Origin of the sequence: Micromonospora sp. SL1-18 (genome assembly GCF_047921505.1) — a bacterium.
In the GTDB taxonomy this organism is placed as follows: Bacteria; Actinomycetota; Actinomycetes; order Mycobacteriales; family Micromonosporaceae; genus Micromonospora.
In genome coordinates this window covers 34,108-53,709 of the sequence record NZ_JBLROA010000012.1, presented here as the reverse complement: position 1 = coordinate 53,709, position 19,602 = coordinate 34,108, and the positions used below count along the sequence as shown (strand labels likewise).

Below are 19,602 nucleotides of genomic sequence, written 5' to 3'. Positions count from 1 at the left end.
GGTTCTCCCCTTTGTGGTTCTCGCGGGTCCCTCGCTGGTGACGGCGGGCCCGCGTCGGAGGTGCTATGGGCGGTGGGTAGCGGCCGAGGTGAGTGTGGCGGTGGTGTTGTTGTCGGCGGTGGCCTCGGCGGCGACCCGGCGACCCACCCCTTCGAGCACGTGCTTGCCGATCAGGTGTCCGGCCGGCAGCTCGATCGGGTACTCCCCATCGAAGCACGCCCGGCAGAGCCGGGTCTTCGGCTGCTCGGTCGCGGCGATGAGGCCGGAAAGCGATACGTAACCCAGCGTGTCGGCCCCGATCGACCGCCGGATGCCCTCGTTGTCCAGCCCGTTGGCCAGCAACTCGGCGCGGGTGGCGAAGTCGATGCCGTAGAAACAGGGCCAGCTGACCGGCGGGGAGGAGATCCGCACGTGGACCTCCAGCGCGCCCGCCTCGCGCAGCATCCGCACAATGGCCCGCTGGGTGTTGCCGCGCACGATCGAGTCGTCCACCACGACCAGGCGCTTGCCCCGGACGTTCTCCCGCAGCGGGTTCAGCTTGAGCCGGATGCCGAGTTGGCGCAGGGTCTGCGACGGCTGGATGAAGGTGCGCCCGACGTACGGGTTCTTCATCAGGCCCTGGCCGTAGGTGATGCCGGACTCCTCGGCGTAGCCGATCGCGGCCGGGGTGCCCGACTCCGGCACCGGGATCACCAGGTCGGCCTCGACCGGGTGCTCCCGGGCGAGCTGGCGGCCGATCTGGACCCGGGCGGCGTGCACGTTGCGCCCGGCGATGGTCGCGTCCGGGCGCGCGATGTACACGTACTCGAAGAGGCAGCCCTTCGGCTCCGGGGAGGCGAACCGGGTGGAGCGCAGCCCGTCCTCGTCGATGGCGATCAGCTCGCCGGGCTCGACCTCGCGGACCACACTCGCGCCGACGATGTCCAGCGCGGCGGTCTCGCTGGCCACCACCCAGCCGCGCTCCAGCCGGCCGAGCACCAGCGGGCGTACGCCGTGCGGGTCACGGGCCGCGTAGAGGGTCGACTCGTCCATGAAGACGAAGCTGAACGCGCCGCGCAGCCGGGGCAGCACCTCCAGCGCGGCCGCCTCGACGGAGAGGTCGGGCCGGCTGGCCAGCAGCGTGGTGACCAACGAGGTGTCGTTGGTCGCGCCGTCGGAGTCGAGCCGCCGCTCGGCCACCTCGCGCTGGAGCTCGGCGGTGTTGACCAGGTTGCCGTTGTGGGCCAGCGCGATCGTGGTGCCGGCGCTGGTCGCCCGGATCGTCGGCTGGGCGTTCTCCCAGGTCGAGCCGCCCGTGGTCGAGTAGCGGGCGTGGCCGATCGCGACGTGCCCGCGCAGGCTGGCCAGCGTCGGCTCGTCGAAGACCTGGGCGACCAGGCCGAGATCCTTGAAGACCACCACGCCCGAGCCGTCGCTCACCGCGATGCCGGCCGCCTCCTGGCCACGATGCTGGAGCGCGTAGAGCCCGAAGTAGGTCAGGTTGGCGACCTCCTCCCCCGGCGCCCAGACGCCGAAGACGCCGCACGCGTCCTGGGGGCCGGGTCGTTGGGGGTCAAGGTCGTGGCTCAGCCGGCCATCGCCTCGGGGCACCTGCTGCTCCCTCGCTGGTCTGGACCGGCCTGGCGGAGTCCGGGGCAGCTCCGCACGTACAGCCGGGACCGTCGTCGGCTGCCAGTGTACGCGAATCCGAGTCGATACCGACAGTCACGATTTGCGTGCCGATCGTCACGACCACCCCCGCTAGAGCGGGAGAAACGCGGAGAGATCGGCGCGGATCCCGCTGACCCGTACGCGACCCTCGGTGACCGCCTCCGCCCAGCCGAGGCGGCCGGTGGCCAGCGCGAGCCAGGTCGCCGGGTCCGTTTCCACCACGTTCGGGGGCGTTCCCCGGGTGTGTCGCGGCCCAGGTGCGCACTGCACGGCACCGTAGGGTGGTACCCGCACTTCGACCGATCGGCCGGGGGCGCGCTCCGCGAGGACGGCCAAAAGGGTACGGACCGCCTCCCGGAACACCGGCCGTTCGGGCGTACGCCCCTCATCCAGCGCCGTCAGCGCCGCCGCCACGGAGGGGGACTTAGTGTGCGGAGAGGACACAAAGGGACGATACGATCCGGCAGCAATTCAGTCTACGCCGGCCCTGGGTAGAGATGTTCCGGTCCGACAAGGCATAGTTGCCGACGGCGTATTCGTACCGTGAGTGATCGTTCCTCGGCCGGCACCCGCTGGCGGGGAGCTCAGACCCGGAAGGCGGTGGACGTGTCAACACACCGACGTGCCTGGAAGCAGCGGGCCGGTGTGGTCGTAGCGCTGGTTGTCGGCGCGCTGCTCACCGTCCCCGCCACACCGGCCTCGGCCGCCAGGATCAGCACGGCTGACAATTCTGTCGCGATCGACGCCGGCGAGAGCAGCACGATCAACGTGGTCGTGCGGCCAGAGGGTGCGGAAAGTTCCGCGGACATCGACATCACCGGTCTGCCTGACGGAGTCAGCTGTCGGGGCTGCGGGCCGATCGATTTCACGTCACCGATGATGCCGAAGCAGGTGACCTTGACCCTGTCGGCGGCGCCCAACGCACCCGACGCCAGGACCCAGGCGAATATCACGGTCTCGGGGGGCGATTCCCGCACGCTCCGCGTCACCGTCAAGGCGGCCGCGCCGCCGACCCCGGACAAGCCGCAGACGGTAAAGTCGGTCTCCGGCAAGGTGGTCATCACGGCCAACGGTGATCCGCTGCCGGGCGTGATCGTCATGCTGCGGGACAGCCAGGGCAAGACGCGCCAGACCAACACCGACAGCAGCGGCAACTTCCGGTTCGCCGGCTCGGCCTCGGACCCGATCGCACCCGGCCGGATCGACCTGGCCGCCGGCAAGGACGGCAAGACCGGCACCGCGACGACCAACGCTGACGCCGGCGAGGCCGTGACCAGCCTGCGGATCAAGGTGGGGATCCCGGTCTCGGCGAGCCCCAGCGCCACGCCGTCGGCCACCGAGGAGGCCCTGCCGACCGAGGAGCCCACCGAGGAGGACCCCGCCACCGAGGAGGCCACCGAGGCGGCCCCCCAGCCGACCGCCGCCAGCCAGGACTCGGGCGGCTTCGGCAACGGGCTGCTGATCCTGCTCGGCGGCCTCTTCGTCGCCGTGGGTGTGGGCACCATCGTGCTGCTCTACATGCGGCGCAAGAACGAGGGCGACGACGTCGACGGGGACGACTATGCCGGGCTGGGTGGCCCGGGCGGAGCCGCCGCGCCAGGTGCCGTTCCGGCCGCGCGGGGCGCATACCGGGGCGTGGACGACCAGACCCGGGTGGTGGGCGGCATGGGCGCCGCGGGGTCCGACCCGACGATGGTCGGGGGTGCCTCGCTCAGCGACGCGCCGACCATGATGCACCGCCCCGTCGTGGACGACGTCCCGCCGGACCCGTACGGCGCGCCGCCCGGTCCCGCGTACGGCAGCGGGCAGGGCGGCTACGGATACGGCGACGAGGCCCCCGGCCAGGGCGGCTACGGCAGCGGCGGCTACGGCAACGCGCCCTCCTCCGGTGGCGGCTACGGCGGTGCCCCCTCCTCGGGCGGCGGCTACGGCGGCGCCGCGTACTCCGACGGCGGCTACGACAGCCGGGATTACGGCGCCGGTGCCGGTGGCTACCCGCCAGCCCAGGGCGGCGGCTACGGCAACGACCACTACGACGAGCCGACCGGTCGCTACACCGGTGACAGCACCCCGTACGCGCCGGCGGCCGACCCGTACCCGACCAGCACCTACCAGCCGGACGAGGGCCGGGGCTACAACCAGCCGGGGCAGGGCCAGTACGGGCGCGGCCCGGAGCCGGACGGGCCCTACGGCTCGGGCGGTGGCTACGGCGCCTCCACCGGCGGCTACGACAGCGGCCCTTCCGGCGGCTACGGCGGCCAGCAGCCGGGCCACGACGGTTACGACCAGCGTGGCGGCTACGGCGGTGGCGACGGCTACGGCCAGCCGCAGGGCGGCTATGGCCAGGGGCAGCCGCCGCAGCAGCGCAGCGGCGGCTACGACAACCAGGGCTACGACCAGCAGGGCGGCTACGGTGATCCGACCCAGGCCGGCCGGGGCCGCCCGGACGGCCCGAACGACCGCGGCCGCCGCCTCGACTGGCTGGACGACTGACCGCTGGGGGCTGTGCGCCCCCACCCGGCCGATATTCGGCAGTGGCCGCCCGGATGATCCGGGCGGCCACTTCGCATCGTCGGCACGGCACCCCGACATGGACGGCCCAGGTCCCCGGCCGCGGCCTGCTGATCCACCTGGTCTGCTGATCCACCTGGTCTGCTGATCCACCTGGTCTGCTGATCCACGTGGGCCTGCTGATCCACTCCGAATCGCGTAAACGGCGGTATCCGGCGCCCGTCGATACCGCCACATCCGGTAACCGGAGTCGCTAGAGCCGGACCGGACGGCAGAACCGGGTCAGCCGGCGGTGAAATAGCCCTGGCGCAGCACGGGCAGCACGTCGGAGACGCCCACCTGGACGGCGACCTCCACGTCGTCGGCGAAGCCGCCCTCGACGAGTTCCCGTCCCGAGACGCAGCCCCGGATCGCCGCCGGCACGTCGGGGGTGCTGGCCAACGCAGCCAGCGCCATCGCCGCCTCCACCGAGAGCCCGCCCGGCACCCCGGACAGGGCGTCCAGCACGCTGGCCGCCCCGAGCTGGTCCTCCACACAGGGGCGCAGCGAGCCGTCCGGCCAGCGTTCCCCGGCAGCCACCACCCCCACCGGGGCGTCGGTCGAGCCGTACCCCTCGGCGCGCAGCCATCGCCCGACGGCGGGCGCGTTACGCAGGCACGCCGCGACCACTGGAACGCCGGTGGCGCTCGCGGCGGCGCTGATGGCCGAGCCGTTCGGGGAGGGCAGCACCAGGTCGGCGACGACCGGCGCGGCCCGCAACGCCGCCGGTGACAGGGACCACGGATGTTCCGGCGTCATCTGCCGGCGGCCGACCGCCGCCTCGGCGCCCACCCGGCGGGCGTACTCGGCCGCCTGCTCCCCCCAGGGGAACGGGTGCACCCGCATGCCCCGGCCGACCGCCACCTCGACGGCGGTGGTGAACGAGAGCACGTCCACCACCACCAGGGCGGCACAGATCCGGCCTAGTTCCGCCGCCCCGGTCAGCCCCCAGTCGAACCGGGCGCCGGAACCGGGCTGGGCGTAGACGGCCAAGGCCAGGGCCTCAGCGCTGATCCGGTGCGGGGGCCTGGTCGTCCGGGTCGCCGTGAGCCGTCACGGAACCCGCCTGCCCAGCCTCCGCCGGGTCGGACTCCGGCTGCTCGGCCTCCGCCGGGTCGGACTCCGCCTGCGGAGCGTCGGCGACGCCGGCGGATGCGATGTCTCCGGCGGCAGCGGCCGCAGCATCCACGGCCTCCGCCGGGGTCTCCGCAACCTCCGGCTCGGCGTCCGGCGCGGCCACGGGCCCGTCGGCCGTCACCGCAGGATCTGCGGCGGCCGCGGGCGCGTCGGCCGTCACCGCGGCGTCCGCCGCGGCCACGGAAGCGTCCACGGCCTCTGCCAGGGTTCCGGTCGGCTCGCCGTCGGCCTGTGCGACCGGGTCGGCGTCGGCCGGGGCGGCCTCTTCCTCGGCCGCGACGCCCACCGCCTGCTCGACGGTGGCCGAAGCAACGGCTGTCGCCTCCGCGTCGAAGAGGCGCGGCAGGGTCGCGGTGTGCGCGGCGCGCAGCTCGTCGAGGCCGATCCGGAACTGGCCGTGCACCTCCAGGGCAGGGCCGGCCGGGTCGGTGACCCCGATGAACTCCCACGGCACGCCGTGATCGGCGCAGAGGGCGGTGAACGCCTTCTCGTGCCCGCGCGGCACCGACACCAGCATGCGGCCGGCGGACTCGCTGAACAGGAAGACGAACGGCATCGACCCGCCGGCGAAGTGCTCCGGCACCGCTACTCGGGCACCGACGCCACGCCGCAGGCAGGACTCGACCAGGCTCTGGGCGAGGCCACCGTCGGAGAGGTCGTGCGCGGAGCTGAGGTGCCCCACCCGGGCGGCGGCGGCCACCAGCTCGGCGAGCTGCCGCTCGCGGGCCAGGTCGACCTGCGGCGGGATGCCGCCCAGGTGCTCGTGGGTCACCCAGGCCCACTCCGAGCCGGAGAGCTCGACGTGCGTCTCGCCGAGCAGGAAGAGCTGGTCGTGGTCGCCGGCCGGTCGCGGCACGAAGCCCATCGGCACCCGGTCCGCAACGTTGTCCAGTACGCCCAGCACGCCGACCACCGGGGTCGGGTGGATGGGGGCCGGGCCGGTCTGGTTGTAGAAGCTGACGTTGCCGCCGGTCACCGGGATGCCCAGCTCCAGGCAGCCGTCCGCCAGGCCGCGGACGGCCTCGGCGAACTGCCACATCACGCCCGGGTCCTCGGGTGAGCCGAAGTTGAGGCAGTTGGTCACGGCGATCGGCGTCGCGCCGGTCACCGCCACGTTCCGGTACGCCTCGGCCAGGGCGAGCTTCGTCCCGTGGTACGGGTCGAGGCGCGCGTACCGGCCGTTGCCGTCGACGGAGAGGGCGACGCCGAGGCCGGTCCGCTCGTCGATCCGGATCACGCCGGAGTCCTCCGGCTGGGCGAGCACGGTGTTGCCCAGCACGTACCGGTCGTACTGCTCGGTGACCCAGGTCTTGTCGGCCAGGTTCGGCGAGGCGATCATGCGCAGCACGGTCTCCCGGAGCGCCTCCGGGTTGTTCGGCCGGGGCAGCGTCTCCGCCCGGTCGGCCTGAACCAGGATCAGGTCGGCCGGCTCACGCATCGGGCGGGCGTACACCGGACCGTCGTCGACCAGGGAACCCGGCGGCACGTCGACCACCTCGTGGTCGCGCCAGGTGATCAGCAGGCGGCCCGGCTGACCGTCCGGCGCGGGCGGGGTGACCTCGCCGATCGCGGTGGCGAGCACGCCCCACTTCTCGGCGGTCTTGAGCACCGCGTCCAGCTTGTCGGGGGCGACGACCAGCAGCATCCGCTCCTGGGACTCGCTGGCCAGGATCTCGTGCGGCTCCATCGAGGGCTCGCGCAGCGGCACCCGCTCCAGCCACACCCGCATGCCGGTGCCGGCCGCCGCGGCGGTCTCGGTGAGTGCGCAGGTCAGGCCGGCGCCGCCGAGATCCTGGATGCCGACGACCAGTTCGGCGTCGTACAGCTCCAGGCACGCCTCGATCAGCAGCTTCTCCATGAACGGGTCGCCGACCTGCACAGAGGGACGGCGCTGCTGGCTCTCGTCGTCGAAGGTGGCGCTGGCCAGCACCGACACGCCGCCGATGCCGTCCCGGCCGGTCTTGGCGCCCATCAGCACCACGACGTTGCCGGGGCCGGCGGCCTCCTTCTTCTGCAGCCGGTCGACCGGCAGCACGCCGAGGCAGAGCGCGTTGACCAGCGGGTTGCCCTGGTAGCAGGGGTCGAAGACCACCTCGCCGCCGATGTTCGGCAGGCCGAGGCAGTTGCCGTACCCGCCGACGCCGGCGACCACGCCGGGCAGCACCCGGGCGGTGTCCGGGTGGTCGGCCGCGCCGAAGCGCAGCGGGTCCATCACCGCGACCGGACGCGCGCCCATGGCGAGGATGTCCCGCACGATGCCGCCGACGCCGGTCGCCGCGCCCTGGTACGGCTCGACGAAGCTCGGGTGGTTGTGCGACTCGACCTTGAAGGTCACCGCCAGCTCGTCGGAGACCTTGACCACACCGGCGTTCTCGCCGATGCCGGCCAGCAGCCGGTCGCTCGGCGGAGCCTTCTCGCCGAACTGGCGCAGGTGCACCTTGCTCGACTTGTAGGAGCAGTGCTCGCTCCACATGATCGAGTACATGGCCAGCTCGGCCTGGGTGGGTCGGCGGTCGAGGATGTGCCGGATCCGGTCGTACTCGTCGTCGCGGAGACCCAGCTCCGCGTACGGCTGGAGTTCCTCCGTCGTGCCGGCGGCCCGGGGCACGGTGTCCACGTCCGCGGCCCAGTCGCCGTCGACCGGGCCGGGCTGCGGCAGCACGGCGGCCGTACGCGGCTCCGCCGGGTCGGCCGGGAAGGCGTCCGGCGTCTCCCGCAGGGCCGGGTCCGGATGAGTGGTCATGACCTCTCCTCGCTGCGCTCGCCGCTCCAGTGGCGGGTGAGCCGACCGATGATCCCGCGGCGTACGGTCACGCCGGCGTCCCCACCAGGTGCTTGAGCACCGAGGTGAAGAAGCCGAGACCGTCCAGGGAGGGGCCGGTGAGCGCCTCCACCGCGTGCTCGGGATGCGGCATGATGCCGACCACGTTGCCGGCCTCGTTGGTGATCGCGGCGATGTCGCGCTGCGAACCGTTGGGGTTGGCGCCGAGGTAGCGGGCGACCACCCGGCCCTCGGCCTCCAGCCGGTCCAGCGTCGTCGGGTCGGCGACGTAGCAGCCCTCGCCGTTCTTGACCGGGATCAGCACCTCCTGGCCCGGCTGGAACGCGTTGGTCCAGGCGGTGCCGACGGCTTCGACGCGGAGGACCTGGTCCCGGTTACGGAAGTGCAGGTGCTGGTTGCGGGTGAGCGCACCGGGCAGCAGGTGGGCCTCGCAGAGGATCTGGAAGCCGTTGCAGATGCCGAGCACCGGGAGGCCGCCCCGGGCGGCGTCCACGATCGTCTCCATCACCGGCGCGAACCGGGCGATGGCCCCGCAGCGCAGGTAGTCGCCGTAGGAGAAGCCGCCGGGCAGGACCACCGCGTCCACCCCGTGCAGCGCGGGGTCGCCGTGCCACAGCCGGACCGGCTCGGCGCCGGCGATGCGTACGGCCCGGGCCGCGTCCCCGTCGTCGAGCGAGCCGGGGAACGTCACCACACCGACCCGGGCGGTCACCGGTGCGCGTCCACGTTCTCGTCGGTCTCGACCAGGCGAACGGTGAAATCCTCGATGACCGGGTTGGCCAGCAGCTTGTCGGCGATCTCCCGGGCCCGGTCCAGGTCCGGTTCACCGGTGAACTCGATCTCGATCCGCCTGCCGATCCGGACCGAGGCGACGTCACTGACGCCGAGCCGGGGCAGCGCGTTTGCGACGGCCTGGCCCTGCGGATCGAGGATCTCGGGCTTGAGCATGACGTCGACGACGACGCGAGGCACGGGGCACTCCTGACTGTGTACGCAGTTGGGTGCCGACCCACAACGGGCGAGCGCAGCCAGCCTACCTGGCAGATTCCGCCTCGGCCGAATCGGCCGGGGAGAGTTCAGGCAGTGATCGGCGTTGCCTGCGGAGTGCGGAAACGCGGGATGCCCCGGCTGCGGGCGCAACGTGCCGGAGCAGGGACTACGCCGCGCCGGGGACGCCAAATCGTTACATCCGTTAAGCTCGATCAAATCCTTGCCACGGCCACCGACGGCCTCTACCCTGCATCGATAATGTTCGATGCTAGACCGGTCGGGTGACCCGCGCCCCCACCGGCTCGACCGACCCGGCGATCCCGGGTCCGTGAGGCAAGGAGTGCTTCCCCATGCGCATCCGTTCCCTGCTCGCCGTGCTCGGCACCGCCCTCGTGGGCGTGCTGGGCGCCGCCAGCGGCGCCGTCGCCGCCCCCGTGAGCCCCTACATCATCGGCGGCGGCACCGTCTCGTCGGCGCCCTGGGCCGCCGCCGTCTTCAGCAACGGCTCGTTCACCTGCTCCGGCAGCGTGATCGCCTCGTCGTGGGTGCTCACCGCCCGGCACTGCATCAGCGGCAGCATGTCCGTCCGGATCGGCAGCGTCTACTACGCCTCGGGCGGCACCACGCGCACCGTCAGCACCACCTACACCCGCTACGACCTCGCGCTGATGCGGCTCTCCAGCCCGGTCAGCACCTCCACCGTCTCGCTCGCCAGCAGCAACCCGCCGATCGGCTCGACCAACTCGATCTACGGCTGGGGCATGACCTGCTACAGCGGCTGCTCGCCGTCGAGCCAGCTGAAGACCGCCACCGTCCAGGTGACCAGCAACGCCGCCACCGACGCGTACGGCGGCCCGGCCATCCGCAGCAGCCGGATCAACGGCAACGCGTGGAAGGGCGACTCGGGTGGCCCCCAGTTCTACAACAGGGTGCAGGTCGGTGTCGCCTCGACCGCCGACGGCCAGAGCATCCAGAACTACGCCAGCGTGGCGTCCGGCCGGTCCTGGATCACCTCGGTGGCCGGTGTCTGACCGTCCGCACCCTCGACACCCCGTCTGGGTGGTCTCGGTCGGTTGACACCGCCCGCGGCGCGGATGGTCGGCTCAGCACCGGCCGTCCGCGCCGACCCGTTTCGCAGCATCCGATCAGGTGACCATGGCAGACGTTCGGGTCGCCGCCCGACTGACAGCATCGGAACCGTGCTGGTCGTGACGACGGATCAACTACCCGGCTACGAGATCCGCCAGATCCTCGGCGAAGTGGTCTCCTCGCTGGCGAGGACACGCAACCCGTACCGCGAGGGGGTCAAGAACCTCCGCGGTGGGGCGTACGACCCGATGGCACCGGACAACCTCACCCGCTGGCGTACGGACTCGGTGGCGCGACTGGGCGAGGAGGCCCGCCGGCTCGGCGCGAACGCCGTGATCGGTATGCGCTTCGACAGCCGGGACTGCGGCGAGATGTGGATGGAGATCTGCGCGTACGGCACGGCGGTGATCGTGGTAGCCAAGATGCCGGAGGTCATGCCCTCCGACCAGCCCATCGTCGCGGCCGAAACCGCCCGGGACCCGGAGATCGCGTCCGCCCCCGGCGGCGTCGCGGCGCCGCCGAGCTCCCCCCACCTCAGCAGCGCCGCGGAAACCCCCACCCGCGACTCCTGACCCGCCCACGGTTCGGTCAGAGGATGGGGGGTGGGGAGTAGGCCGCGGCGTGGGGGTGGGATTCGACGATCTTGGCGATGCGGGCCGTTACCCGGTCAACCTGGGTGGCGGCGGCGCCGACGAAGGTGGTGCGATCGGCGACCAGGGCGTCGATCTCGGCCCGGGTCAGGCCCAGGCGGCCGTCCGCCGCGAGGCGGTCGAAGAGGTCGTTCTCGGCCGCGCCCTTCTCCCGCATGGCCAACGCCACCGCGACCGCGTGCTCCTTGATCACCTCGTGCGCGACCTCCCGGCCGACGCCCCGGCGCACCGCCGCGACCAGAATCTTGGTGGTGGCCAGGAACGGCAGGAAACGCTCCAGCTCCCGGTTGATCACCGCCGGGTACGGGCCGAACTCGTCCAGCACGGTGAGGAAGGTCTGGAACAGCCCGTCGGCGGCGAAGAACGCGTCCGGCAGGGCAACCCGGCGGACCACCGAGCAGGAGACGTCTCCCTCGTTCCACTGGTCGCCAGCCAACTCGCCGACCATCGACAGGTAACCGCGGATGATCACGGCGAAGCCGTTCACCCGCTCCGACGAGCGGGTGTTCATCTTGTGCGGCATCGCGCTGGAGCCCACCTGGCCGGGCTTGAAGCCCTCGGTGACCAGCTCCTGGCCGACCATCAGCCGGATCGTGGTGGCCAGCGACGACGGCGCGGCGGCCACCTGGGTCAGCGACGAGAGCACGTCGAAGTCCAGCGACCGCGGATAGACCTGGCCGACGCTGTCCAGCACCCGGGCGAAGCCCAGGTGCTCGGCGACCCGGCGCTCCAGCTCGGCCACCTTGTCGGCGTCGCCGTCGAACAGGTCGAGCTGGTCGGCGGCGGTGCCCACCGGGCCCTTGATGCCGCGTAGCGGGTAACGGTCGATCAGGTCCGCCAGCCGCTCGTACGCGATCAACAGCTCCTCAGCGGCGGAGCCGAAGCGCTTGCCCAGCGTGGTGGCCTGCGCCGCGACGTTGTGCGACCGGCCGGTCATCACCAGGCCGGAGTACTCATGTGCGTGCCAGGCGAGCCGGGCCAAGGTGGCGACCACCCGGTCCCGGATCAGCTCCAACGAGGCGCGAACCTGGAGCTGCTCGACGTTCTCGGTCAGATCGCGCGAGGTCATCCCCTTGTGCACGTGCTCGTGCCCGGCGAGGGCGCTGAACTCCTCGATCCGGGCCTTCACGTCGTGCCGGGTGACCCGCTCCCGCTCCGCGATCGAGGCCAGGTCGACGTCGTCGACCACCCGCTCGTACGCCTCGACCACCCCGTCCGGCACCGGCACGCCGAGGTCCCGCTGGGCCTTGAGTACGGCGAGCCAGAGCCGCCGCTCCATCCGTACCTTTTCCTCGGGCGACCAGAGGGCGACCAGCTCGGGCGAGGCGTACCGGTGGGCGAGCACGTTCGGGATCGTCGTCACGCCCCCATTCTCCCGTACGCGCCGGTCGCCGCTGTTGGTGGCATGGGTCCGGGAGGAGCGATCACCGGCCCCGATGCCGGAGATAAGGTGATCACCTTTCGAGTCGATGGGCAGGATTGGGGAAGCGTGTCCAGACTTACCGGCAGGGTTGCCCTTGTCACCGGCGGGAGCCGCGGGATCGGTGCCGCCGTCGCGCGCCGGCTGGCCGAAGACGGCGCCCACGTCGCGTTCACCTACCGGGCGGCGGAGGACAGCGCGAAGGCCGTGGTCGCCGACATCGAGTCGTACGGCCGCACCGGCCTGGCGATCCGCGCCGACAGCGCCGACGGTACGGCGGTGGTCGACGCGGTCGAGCGGACCGTCGCCGAACTGGGGCGCCTGGACATCCTGGTCAACAATGCCGGCGTCTTCTCGGCCGGGCCGATCGGCAAGGTCAGCCTCGACTACCTCGACCTGGCCATCGCCGTGCACGTACGCGGGGCGTTCCTGGCCACCCAGGCGGCGGTGGGCCACATGGGCGACGGCGGGCGAATCGTCAACATCGGCAGCAGCTTCGCCAGCCGCGTCCCGGACCCGGGGGTCAGCGTCTACGCCATGACCAAGAGCGCGGTCAACGGCCTGACCCGGGCCCTCGCCCGCGAACTCGGCCCGCGTGGGATCACCGTCAACCTGATCCTTCCCGGTTCGACCGACACCGACATGAACCCGTCGGACAGCGCCAGCGCGGACACGCAGCGGTCGCACATCGCCCTCGGCCGCTACGGGACGCCGGCCGACGTGGCGGCGACGGTCAGCCACCTGGTGGGCGAGGGCGGCCGGCACATCACCGGCGCGTCGATCGCCATCGACGGCGGCTCCACCGCCTGACGGGTGGCAGGTCTGACCCTTGCTTGGTTGCCTGACCTCCGTGCGGCGACCGAGCTGTCCGCGTGTCGGTGGCTATCGACCTGATGGCGTAAACGACTCACGTGATCGCTCCACATACGAGGCTGGAGGCCCAACATGTCCCGAACGGTGGGGGCCACCCGGGGCAGCGGTCACTCGGAGAGCTGCTGTTCGTAGCGCAGCTCGTGCAGATGGCCGCCCTTGACGAGTACGGACACCTCGACCGGTCGTCCGCCGTCGGTGTGGATCACCCGAAGCTGGCGGAGCACCGGGACGTACGGAGGCAGGTTCAGCATTTCGACCTCGTCGGACGTGGGCATCCGTGTCGAGACCCGGTCGACCATGTTCCGCTGCGGGAGGCCCAGTTCCGCCAGGATGCGACCCGTCCCGCCGTTGATCTTCTTGCGCTCGGCGAGTTCGGTGCCGGCCGCGATCGAACTCGGGTAGTAGGACCGGGACAGCTCGACGGGCTCGCCCCCGTGCAGCAAGAGGCGCTGCCGCAGGACCGCCTTCTCGCCCTCGCCGAGGCTCAGGCCGTCAATGACCTCGGGTGGTGGAACGACCTCCGACACGTCCAGCAGGCGGTACGAATATCCGTTAGGCATCGGAGCGAGGTAGGCCGATGCCTCCACGACGTGCGGCTGCCGGCGACGGACGTAGACGCCTCTACCAACCTCGCTGTAGATCGAGCCTTCCGCCTTGAGCGCACCGAGGGCTCGCTGGACCGTCGCCGTCGCGGCGGCGTACCGGGTCACCAGGCTTGGAATTGAGGGCAGTTGCGAGCCAGACGGAAACTCCCCGGACATGATGCGAGCGCGAATGTCCGCCGCGATCTGCTCGTGCCGGGGGCGCCCGTCGGCCACCTCAGCTCCGCCCATCAGAGTCGTTGATCGTCATCTCGTATCGCAGGCGCCGCCCGTGCGGCACCATGGTCATCACGCTGACCTCGATCGGCACCCCCTGACCGGTGCTGAGCAGCCGCGTGAGACCGAGCACCCACTCCTGCCCGGTCAGGCCGAGCAGGCGCCGCTCGGCCTCGTCAGCCATTCGTGTGTAGACGTCCTCCCGCACCAAGCCGGGTTCGTAGCCCACCTCAGCCAGCAGGCGGACAGCGCCACCGCGGATCTTGCGCGGCTCGGCGAGCGCGGTGCCCCGAGCAATGGAAACCGGATAGTACGAGTCGGTCAGCTCCACCGGGCGATCGTCCAACAGCATCAGTCGCCGGCGTACGACAACCGGTGAGCCCGGCTCGACCTGCAACGCTTCGGCGACCTCGGGCACGGGCACGATTTCCGCGACTTCGAGCAGGCGTTGCGTACCCACGCCGCCTTGTTGTGCCGCGTCAGCAGCCCAGACGTCGCCCTGCCCGGCGGATCCGGGAACGACATACGGCATCGACACGCTGAGCCACGCTCGGTCACTCACGGCCCGCCTCCTGTCCGCGCCACCCGTCCGGCAAGGGTAGATCCCTTTTAGCGGCGTGTCGCGGTCCTCAACATCCTTGGCACCTTATTCAAATGGCAGTAAGGTTACCTCCGAAAGAAAACGGACCGGGGTGGGGCTGGTTTGGCGGCCTCTCCCACTCCCGGTCCGGCACGAGTCGAAGGGAGCAACCACGCCGGATCGCGTCCCGGGGAACGACTCCCCTCCTGTCTACCACCCGTGCGCGCTTTCGCGTACCCGGGCGGTGGTGTGGCGCGTCCGGCCGTGACCGCTCCCGGCCAGACCGACGTCGCGTCGACCGACGGCGTGGCGCCGGACCGTGACGGGGCGGGCGTACGGCCCGTCGTACGGCAGCGATCCACCGCCGGCCGCACTCCCCCGCGGCCGGTGGTGCCCCGCCGTGCGCCCGCCCCGCGCCCGACAGGAGTGGGAAATGGGTGTCTACCAGTCGACGACCAGCCGGTTGTGGCGCCGCGACGAGGCGGAGGCCGAGGCGGCGCGCGAGATCCTGAGCAGTCACGTACCCGATCTGGAGAGCAACCTCTGCGTGGTCTGCCTGGTCCCGGCCCGTGCCGGCCGGCGAACGCGGCGGCGAACCGCCTGGTCGACCTGGGCCGACCGGTGCTCCCGCCCGAACCCCCGAAGGCCCGGCGGGCCGGCTGGCGCGGCTGGTTCGGGCACCAGCGACGGGCCATGCCCCGACGGGCACCGCTGCTGACCTTCGCCTGGATGCTCCGGCTCGGGGTACCGCCAGCCGATTCGGACGCCTGGGTGATCCTGTGACGGCCGGCCGGGCACGGCGGATCGGCATCGGTGACGTCGTGGAGGTGGCCGAACAGCACTACTGCTACGGCCTCGGCACGCTGACCCTGCGGGTGATCGAGCTGGGCCGGCGTGAGCGGCACAGCGACGGGATCTGGATCAACCTGCGGGGCGTCGAACTGGGCCACCCCTCGGGTCCCCGCCAGCGGCGGGTGCTCGCCCGACTCGACGCCGTACGGGTGCGATCGGCCGTGGCTCGCGCGGCTCACGTGCCAATCCGGCCCGGCTGGGAATGCGCCGGGTGCGGCCACGACTGGCCCTGCCCGGACCGGCGTAGCCGCCTGCTCAGGGAGTACGCGAGGAATCGCGTGGCGCTCGGCATCTATCTGGCGCTGCACCTGGCGGACGCGGCGGCCGACCTGAGGCACCTGCCGGGCGACGCCCTGCACGCACGGTTCCTCGGTTGGCTGCGAGGCGAACAGGGCGGGGATCCGCGGGCGTGACCGAGTCAGTCGGTGCGATCCCCGGCACCAGCGGCGCGGGGCGCCGAAATCACCGGGCGGGGTGTGCGAACGGTCAGCGCTCCAGGATCGCCGTCACGCCCTGCCCGCCGGCCGCGCAGATGGAGATCAGGCCGCGCCCGCTCCCCTTCTCGGCGAGCAGCTTGGCCAGGGTGGCCACGATCCGGCCACCGGTCGCCGCGAACGGGTGCCCGGCGGCCAGCGACGAGCCGTTGACGTTGAGCCGGTCCCGCTCGATCGACCCGAGCGGCGCGTCCAGGCCCAGCCGCTCCTTGCAGAACTCCGGCGACTCCCAGGCGGCCAGGGTGGCCAGCACCTGCGCGGCGAACGCCTCGTGGATCTCGTAGAAGTCGAAGTCCTGCAGGGTGAGGCCGGCCCGGGCCAGCATCCGAGGCACCGCGTACGTGGGGGCCATCAGCAGCCCCTCGTCGCCGTGCACGAAGTCGACCGCGGCCGTCTCGGACCAGGAGAACCAGGCCAGCACCGGCAGGTGGTGCTCCCGCGCCCACTCCTCGGAGGCCAGCAGCACGGTCGACGCGCCGTCGGTGAGCGGGGAGGAGTTGCCGGCGGTCATGGTGGCCTGCTCGGCGTCCGGCCCCTTCGTGCCGAAGACCGGCCTGAGCGAGCCGAGCTTCTCCAGGCTGGTGTCCGGGCGGAGGTTCTGGTCGCGCGTCAGCCCCAGGTAGGGGGTCATCAGATCGTCGAAGAAACCCTTCTCATACGCGGCGGCGAGCCGCTGGTGCGAGCGGAGCGCCAGCTCGTCCTGGGCCTGCCGGTCGATGTGCCAGCGCAGCGCCGTCCGCGCGGCGTGCTCCCCCATGGACAGCCCGGTACGCGGCTCCGCGTTGCGCGGGGTCTCCGGCCTGAACGGCTGGTGCGGGCGCAGCCTCGCGGCGGCCTTCAGCCGCTCGCCGAGGGTCCGGGCGGAGTTGAGCTGGAGCAGCGTGCGGCGCAGGTCCTCGTTGAGGGCCAGCGGCGCGTCCGAAGTGGTGTCCACGCCGCCGGCGATGCCGACCTCGAGCTGCCCGAGCGCGATCTTGTTGGCGACCAGGATGGCGGCTTCGAGCCCGGTGCCGCAGGCCTGCTGGACGTCGTACGCCGGGGTGTGCGGGTCGAGCTTCGAGCCGAGCACGACCTCGCGGGTCAGGTTGAAGTCCCGGGAGTGCTTGAGCACCGCCCCGGCGACCACCTCGCCGACCCGCTGCCCGGCCAGGCCGAACCGGGCGACCAGGCCGTCGAGCGCCGCGCCGAGCAGGTCCGCGTTGGACGCCTGCGCGTAGCGCGAGTTGGACCGGGCGAAGGGGATGCGGTTGCCGCCGATGACCGCGACCCGCCGGACACTCTGCACGATCGGCCTCCTCGAAGCTGTTGCCCGAACCCTACCCGCCAGTAGGCTACGCCTATGACCGACAGGTACGCGAGCTTCGTCCAGACGGGGGCCGGTCGCGCGCTGGTCAAGCGCCTCGGGCTGCCCGATCCGCCTCGACTGCGCCGACACACGCCGGGCGACCCGCTCGTTCCCGGGCCGGTCCTGCTCGACTCCGCGGCCGGTGGCCGGCTCGCCGAGCCGGTGGGCAAGATCCTCACCGCCGCCGGGGTCGAGCTGGCCGACCCGGCCGCCGTCACCGCCGCCACCTCGCGCTTCGCCGCCCTGGTGTACGACGCCACCGGCATCACCGACTCCACCGGGCTGCGCCAGCTCTACGACTTCTTCCACCCGCAGGCCCGGGCGCTGCTGGGCAGCGGCCGGGTGGTCGTGCTCGGCACCCCGCCGGCCGAGTGCGGCTCGCCGCGCGAGGCGACCGCGCAGCGCGCCCTGGAGGGGCTGACCCGCAGCATCGGCAAGGAGTTCGGCCGGGGCGTCACCGCCCAGTTGGTCTACGTCACGCCGGACGGGGACGCCGGCACCCCGGTCAGCCTGGAGGCCACCCTGCGCTTCCTGCTGTCCGGCCGGTCCGCGTACGTGTCGGGGCAGGTGATCCGGGTCGGCGCCGGCACCGCCACCGCGCCGGCTGACTGGGACCGTCCGCTGGACGGGCAGGTCGTCCTGGTGACCGGGGCGGCGCGGGGCATCGGCGCGGCGCTGGCCCGGGTGCTCGCCCGGGACGGCGCCCGGGTCGTGGCGCTGGACGTACCCGCCGCCGGGGACGCGCTGGCCGCGGTCGTCAACGAGATCGGCGGCAGCGCGGTGCAGCTCGACCTGACCTCGCCGGACGCCCCGACCCGGCTGGCCGAGCATCTGGCCGGCCGGCACGGCCGGGTCGACGTGGTGGTGCACAACGCGGGCATCACCCGGGACAAGACCCTCGGCCGGATGGACGCCGACCGGTGGGACTCGGTCATCGACGTGAACCTCTCCAGCCAGGAACGAATCAACGACGTGCTGCTGGCACGCGACCTGATCCCGGCCGGCGGGCGAATTGTCTCGGTCTCCTCGATCGCCGGCATCGCCGGCAACCGGGGGCAGACCAACTACGCGACCAGCAAGGCCGGCGTGATCGGCCTGGTCGACTCGCTCGCCCCGGTGCTGCGCGAGCGCGGCATCAGCCTCAACGCGGTCGCGCCCGGGTTCATCGAGACCCGGCTGACCGCCCGGATGCCGCTGGTGCTGCGCGAGGCGGGCCGGCGGATGAACAGCATGGCCCAGGGCGGCCTGCCGGTCGACGTGGCCGAGACGATCGGCTGGCTGGGCTGGCCGGCGACCGGCGCGGTCAGCGGCAACCTCGTCCGGGTCTGCGGCCAGAGCCTCCCGGGGGCGTGATGGCGCGACGGAAGCAGCGGCGGGCGGAGGAGCCGGCCGAGGAGCTGTCGGTGCACGAGCTGATCGAAGGCCCGACCCAGGATCTCACCGCGGCCCGGAACCTGGCGGCGGTCGCCGGGACGGCCACCCGACCGGCGGCCGGGGCCACCGGGGAACGGGTCCGGATCGACCTGCCCCGGATGCCGGCGGCCGGCGCGCTCTACCGGCGCGCCCTGATCGGGGCGCTGCCCGGGATGGGTGGGCGGCGCGGGCCGGACCTGCCCGAGGTGGAGCTGGGCGTCAGCGGGGTGACCGTGGACCGGGCGCACCTGGCCGAGTACGACCGGGTCTGCGGGTTCCGGCTCGCCGACCGGCTGCCGGCCACGTACCCGCACGTGCTGGGCTTTCCGCTGGCGCTGCGGCTGATGACCGTGGCGGAGTTCCCCATTCCGTTGACCGGGATGGTGCACGTGGCGAACCGGATCACCGTGCACCGGCCGGTCGAGGCCGGCGAGACCCTGGACTTCCGCACGTACGCGGAGCACCTGCGCCCGCACGAGCGGGGCCGGCAGCTCGACGTGGTGCTGATCGGCTCGGTCGGCGGCGAGGAGGTCTGGCACGGCGTCTCGACGTACCTGGGGAAGGAGCGGAAGGCGGGCGGCGGCCCGCGGCGCGACCGGGGCGACCGCCCGACCCCGCCGGCCGCCTCGGCGCAGTGGCGGGTGACCCCCCGGGTCGGGGCCGACTACGCCCGGGTCTCCGGGGACCACAACCCGATCCACACCTCGGTACTGGGGGCACGCCTGTTCGGTTTCCCCCGGCCGATCGCGCACGGCATGTGGAGCAAGGCACGCTGCCTGGCCGCGCTGGAGGGCCGGCTGCCGGAGGCGTACACGGTGGAGGTGTCGTTCAAGCTGCCGGTGCCGTTGCCGTCCACGGTGGCATTCGGCGCCGCGGCCACCGATGCGGCCTGGGACTTCGCCCTGCACGACGCGCTGTCCGGCGGGCCGCAGCTGGAGGGCACCGTCCGCTGAGGAGGA

The 19,602-nt window shown here is 72.5% G+C and carries 18 protein-coding genes; 8 read left to right on the top strand and 10 right to left on the bottom strand.

Translation table 11 applies throughout. The features are described from left to right. Positions 1-63: 63 nt before the first annotated feature. Together purF and ACNAW0_RS08050 are read right to left on the bottom strand one after the other, a co-directional pair. On the bottom strand, positions 64-1,590 hold the full coding sequence (gene purF / locus ACNAW0_RS08055; RefSeq protein ID WP_416287100.1) for an amidophosphoribosyltransferase: 1,527 nt from the start codon (positions 1,588-1,590) through the stop codon (positions 64-66). 150 nt (positions 1,591-1,740) lie between these two features. After that, the gene (locus ACNAW0_RS08050; protein ID WP_416287186.1) at positions 1,741-2,064 is read right to left on the bottom strand and encodes a sterol carrier family protein; all 324 of its coding nucleotides are present in this window, start codon (positions 2,062-2,064) and stop codon (positions 1,741-1,743) included. Between the two features lie 192 nt (positions 2,065-2,256). Between ACNAW0_RS08050 and ACNAW0_RS08045 the strand changes: the two genes are divergently transcribed. Then, a complete protein-coding gene (locus ACNAW0_RS08045; RefSeq protein ID WP_416287099.1) occupies positions 2,257-4,143 on the top strand; it encodes a carboxypeptidase regulatory-like domain-containing protein in 1,887 nt (628 codons plus the stop codon). Between the two features lie 300 nt (positions 4,144-4,443). On the opposite strand, the gene ACNAW0_RS08040 is transcribed toward ACNAW0_RS08045, so the two are convergent. The 4 genes from ACNAW0_RS08040 to purS all read right to left on the bottom strand — a co-directional run bounded on the left by ACNAW0_RS08040 (position 4,444) and on the right by purS (position 9,091). After that, entirely contained in the window at positions 4,444-5,193 is a 750-nt protein-coding gene (locus ACNAW0_RS08040) for a 2-phosphosulfolactate phosphatase (RefSeq protein ID WP_416287098.1), read from the bottom strand. 10 nt (positions 5,194-5,203) lie between these two features. Next, positions 5,204-8,080: a phosphoribosylformylglycinamidine synthase subunit PurL gene (gene purL / locus ACNAW0_RS08035; protein WP_416287097.1), complete on the bottom strand. Its 2,877-nt coding sequence runs from the start codon at positions 8,078-8,080 to the stop codon at positions 5,204-5,206. 67 nt (positions 8,081-8,147) lie between these two features. Beyond that, positions 8,148-8,831, bottom strand: coding sequence for a phosphoribosylformylglycinamidine synthase subunit PurQ (gene purQ, locus ACNAW0_RS08030; RefSeq protein ID WP_416287096.1), 684 nt, complete (start codon positions 8,829-8,831; stop codon positions 8,148-8,150). Further along, positions 8,828-9,091, bottom strand: coding sequence for a phosphoribosylformylglycinamidine synthase subunit PurS (gene purS / locus ACNAW0_RS08025; RefSeq protein ID WP_416287095.1), 264 nt, complete (start codon positions 9,089-9,091; stop codon positions 8,828-8,830). The genes purQ and purS overlap by 4 nt, the downstream gene beginning before the upstream one ends. A 368-nt stretch (positions 9,092-9,459) precedes the next feature. Between purS and ACNAW0_RS08020 the strand changes: the two genes are divergently transcribed. Together ACNAW0_RS08020 and ACNAW0_RS08015 are read left to right on the top strand one after the other, a co-directional pair. Further along, complete coding sequence (locus ACNAW0_RS08020) at positions 9,460-10,140, top strand: S1 family peptidase (RefSeq protein ID WP_416287094.1); 681 nt, start codon at positions 9,460-9,462, stop codon at positions 10,138-10,140. Positions 10,141-10,203: 63 nt separating this feature from the next. Then, a complete protein-coding gene (locus ACNAW0_RS08015; protein ID WP_416287185.1) occupies positions 10,204-10,770 on the top strand; it encodes a YbjQ family protein in 567 nt (188 codons plus the stop codon). Between the two features lie 16 nt (positions 10,771-10,786). On the opposite strand, the gene purB is transcribed toward ACNAW0_RS08015, so the two are convergent. Continuing rightward, complete coding sequence (gene purB / locus ACNAW0_RS08010; RefSeq protein ID WP_416287093.1) at positions 10,787-12,211, bottom strand: adenylosuccinate lyase; 1,425 nt, start codon at positions 12,209-12,211, stop codon at positions 10,787-10,789. Positions 12,212-12,337: 126 nt separating this feature from the next. Here purB and ACNAW0_RS08005 point away from each other — a divergent pair, with 126 nt between their 5' ends. Continuing rightward, complete coding sequence (locus ACNAW0_RS08005; protein ID WP_416287092.1) at positions 12,338-13,078, top strand: SDR family NAD(P)-dependent oxidoreductase; 741 nt, start codon at positions 12,338-12,340, stop codon at positions 13,076-13,078. Between the two features lie 170 nt (positions 13,079-13,248). Here the strand turns inward: ACNAW0_RS08005 and ACNAW0_RS08000 are convergent, their stop codons facing one another. Further along, positions 13,249-13,974, bottom strand: coding sequence for a GntR family transcriptional regulator (locus tag ACNAW0_RS08000; RefSeq protein ID WP_416287091.1), 726 nt, complete (start codon positions 13,972-13,974; stop codon positions 13,249-13,251). Beyond that, positions 13,961-14,491 (bottom strand): GntR family transcriptional regulator, encoded by a 531-nt coding sequence (locus ACNAW0_RS07995; RefSeq protein WP_416287184.1) that lies wholly within the window; start codon positions 14,489-14,491, stop codon positions 13,961-13,963. Before ACNAW0_RS07995 ends, ACNAW0_RS08000 begins: the two co-directional genes overlap by 14 nt. A gap of 481 nt (positions 14,492-14,972) precedes the next feature. Here ACNAW0_RS07995 and ACNAW0_RS07990 point away from each other — a divergent pair, with 481 nt between their 5' ends. Together ACNAW0_RS07990 and ACNAW0_RS07985 are read left to right on the top strand one after the other, a co-directional pair. Then, on the top strand, positions 14,973-15,257 hold the full coding sequence (locus ACNAW0_RS07990) for a hypothetical protein (RefSeq protein ID WP_416287090.1): 285 nt from the start codon (positions 14,973-14,975) through the stop codon (positions 15,255-15,257). A gap of 61 nt (positions 15,258-15,318) precedes the next feature. Then, the gene (locus ACNAW0_RS07985; protein WP_416287089.1) at positions 15,319-15,804 is read left to right on the top strand and encodes a hypothetical protein; all 486 of its coding nucleotides are present in this window, start codon (positions 15,319-15,321) and stop codon (positions 15,802-15,804) included. A gap of 73 nt (positions 15,805-15,877) precedes the next feature. Here ACNAW0_RS07985 and ACNAW0_RS07980 read toward each other — a convergent pair whose 3' ends face one another. Next, positions 15,878-17,170, bottom strand: coding sequence for an acetyl-CoA C-acetyltransferase (locus ACNAW0_RS07980; RefSeq protein ID WP_416287088.1), 1,293 nt, complete (start codon positions 17,168-17,170; stop codon positions 15,878-15,880). A gap of 54 nt (positions 17,171-17,224) precedes the next feature. On the opposite strand from ACNAW0_RS07980, the gene ACNAW0_RS07975 reads away from it, so the two are divergent. After that, complete coding sequence (locus ACNAW0_RS07975; RefSeq protein WP_416287087.1) at positions 17,225-18,583, top strand: 3-oxoacyl-ACP reductase; 1,359 nt, start codon at positions 17,225-17,227, stop codon at positions 18,581-18,583. Then, complete coding sequence (locus ACNAW0_RS07970) at positions 18,583-19,596, top strand: MaoC/PaaZ C-terminal domain-containing protein (RefSeq protein WP_416287183.1); 1,014 nt, start codon at positions 18,583-18,585, stop codon at positions 19,594-19,596. The genes ACNAW0_RS07975 and ACNAW0_RS07970 overlap by 1 nt, the downstream gene beginning before the upstream one ends. Positions 19,597-19,602 lie beyond the last annotated feature (6 nt).

Bases quoted from the DNA above. Each gene is read 5' to 3' on its own strand.
- purL (WP_416287097.1), bottom strand. From the start codon at position 8,080: ATGACCACTCATCCGGACCCGGCCCTGCGGGAGACGCCGGACGCCTTC.
- ACNAW0_RS07995 (WP_416287184.1), bottom strand. From the start codon at position 14,491: ATGCCGTATGTCGTTCCCGGATCCGCCGGGCAGGGCGACGTCTGGGCT.
- ACNAW0_RS07975 (WP_416287087.1), top strand. From the start codon at position 17,225: ATGACCGACAGGTACGCGAGCTTCGTCCAGACGGGGGCCGGTCGCGCG.
- ACNAW0_RS08020 (WP_416287094.1), top strand. From the start codon at position 9,460: ATGCGCATCCGTTCCCTGCTCGCCGTGCTCGGCACCGCCCTCGTGGGC.
- ACNAW0_RS08000 (WP_416287091.1), bottom strand. From the start codon at position 13,974: ATGGGCGGAGCTGAGGTGGCCGACGGGCGCCCCCGGCACGAGCAGATC.
- ACNAW0_RS07970 (WP_416287183.1), top strand. From the start codon at position 18,583: ATGGCGCGACGGAAGCAGCGGCGGGCGGAGGAGCCGGCCGAGGAGCTG.
- ACNAW0_RS08015 (WP_416287185.1), top strand. From the start codon at position 10,204: ATGGTCGGCTCAGCACCGGCCGTCCGCGCCGACCCGTTTCGCAGCATC.
- ACNAW0_RS07990 (WP_416287090.1), top strand. From the start codon at position 14,973: ATGGGTGTCTACCAGTCGACGACCAGCCGGTTGTGGCGCCGCGACGAG.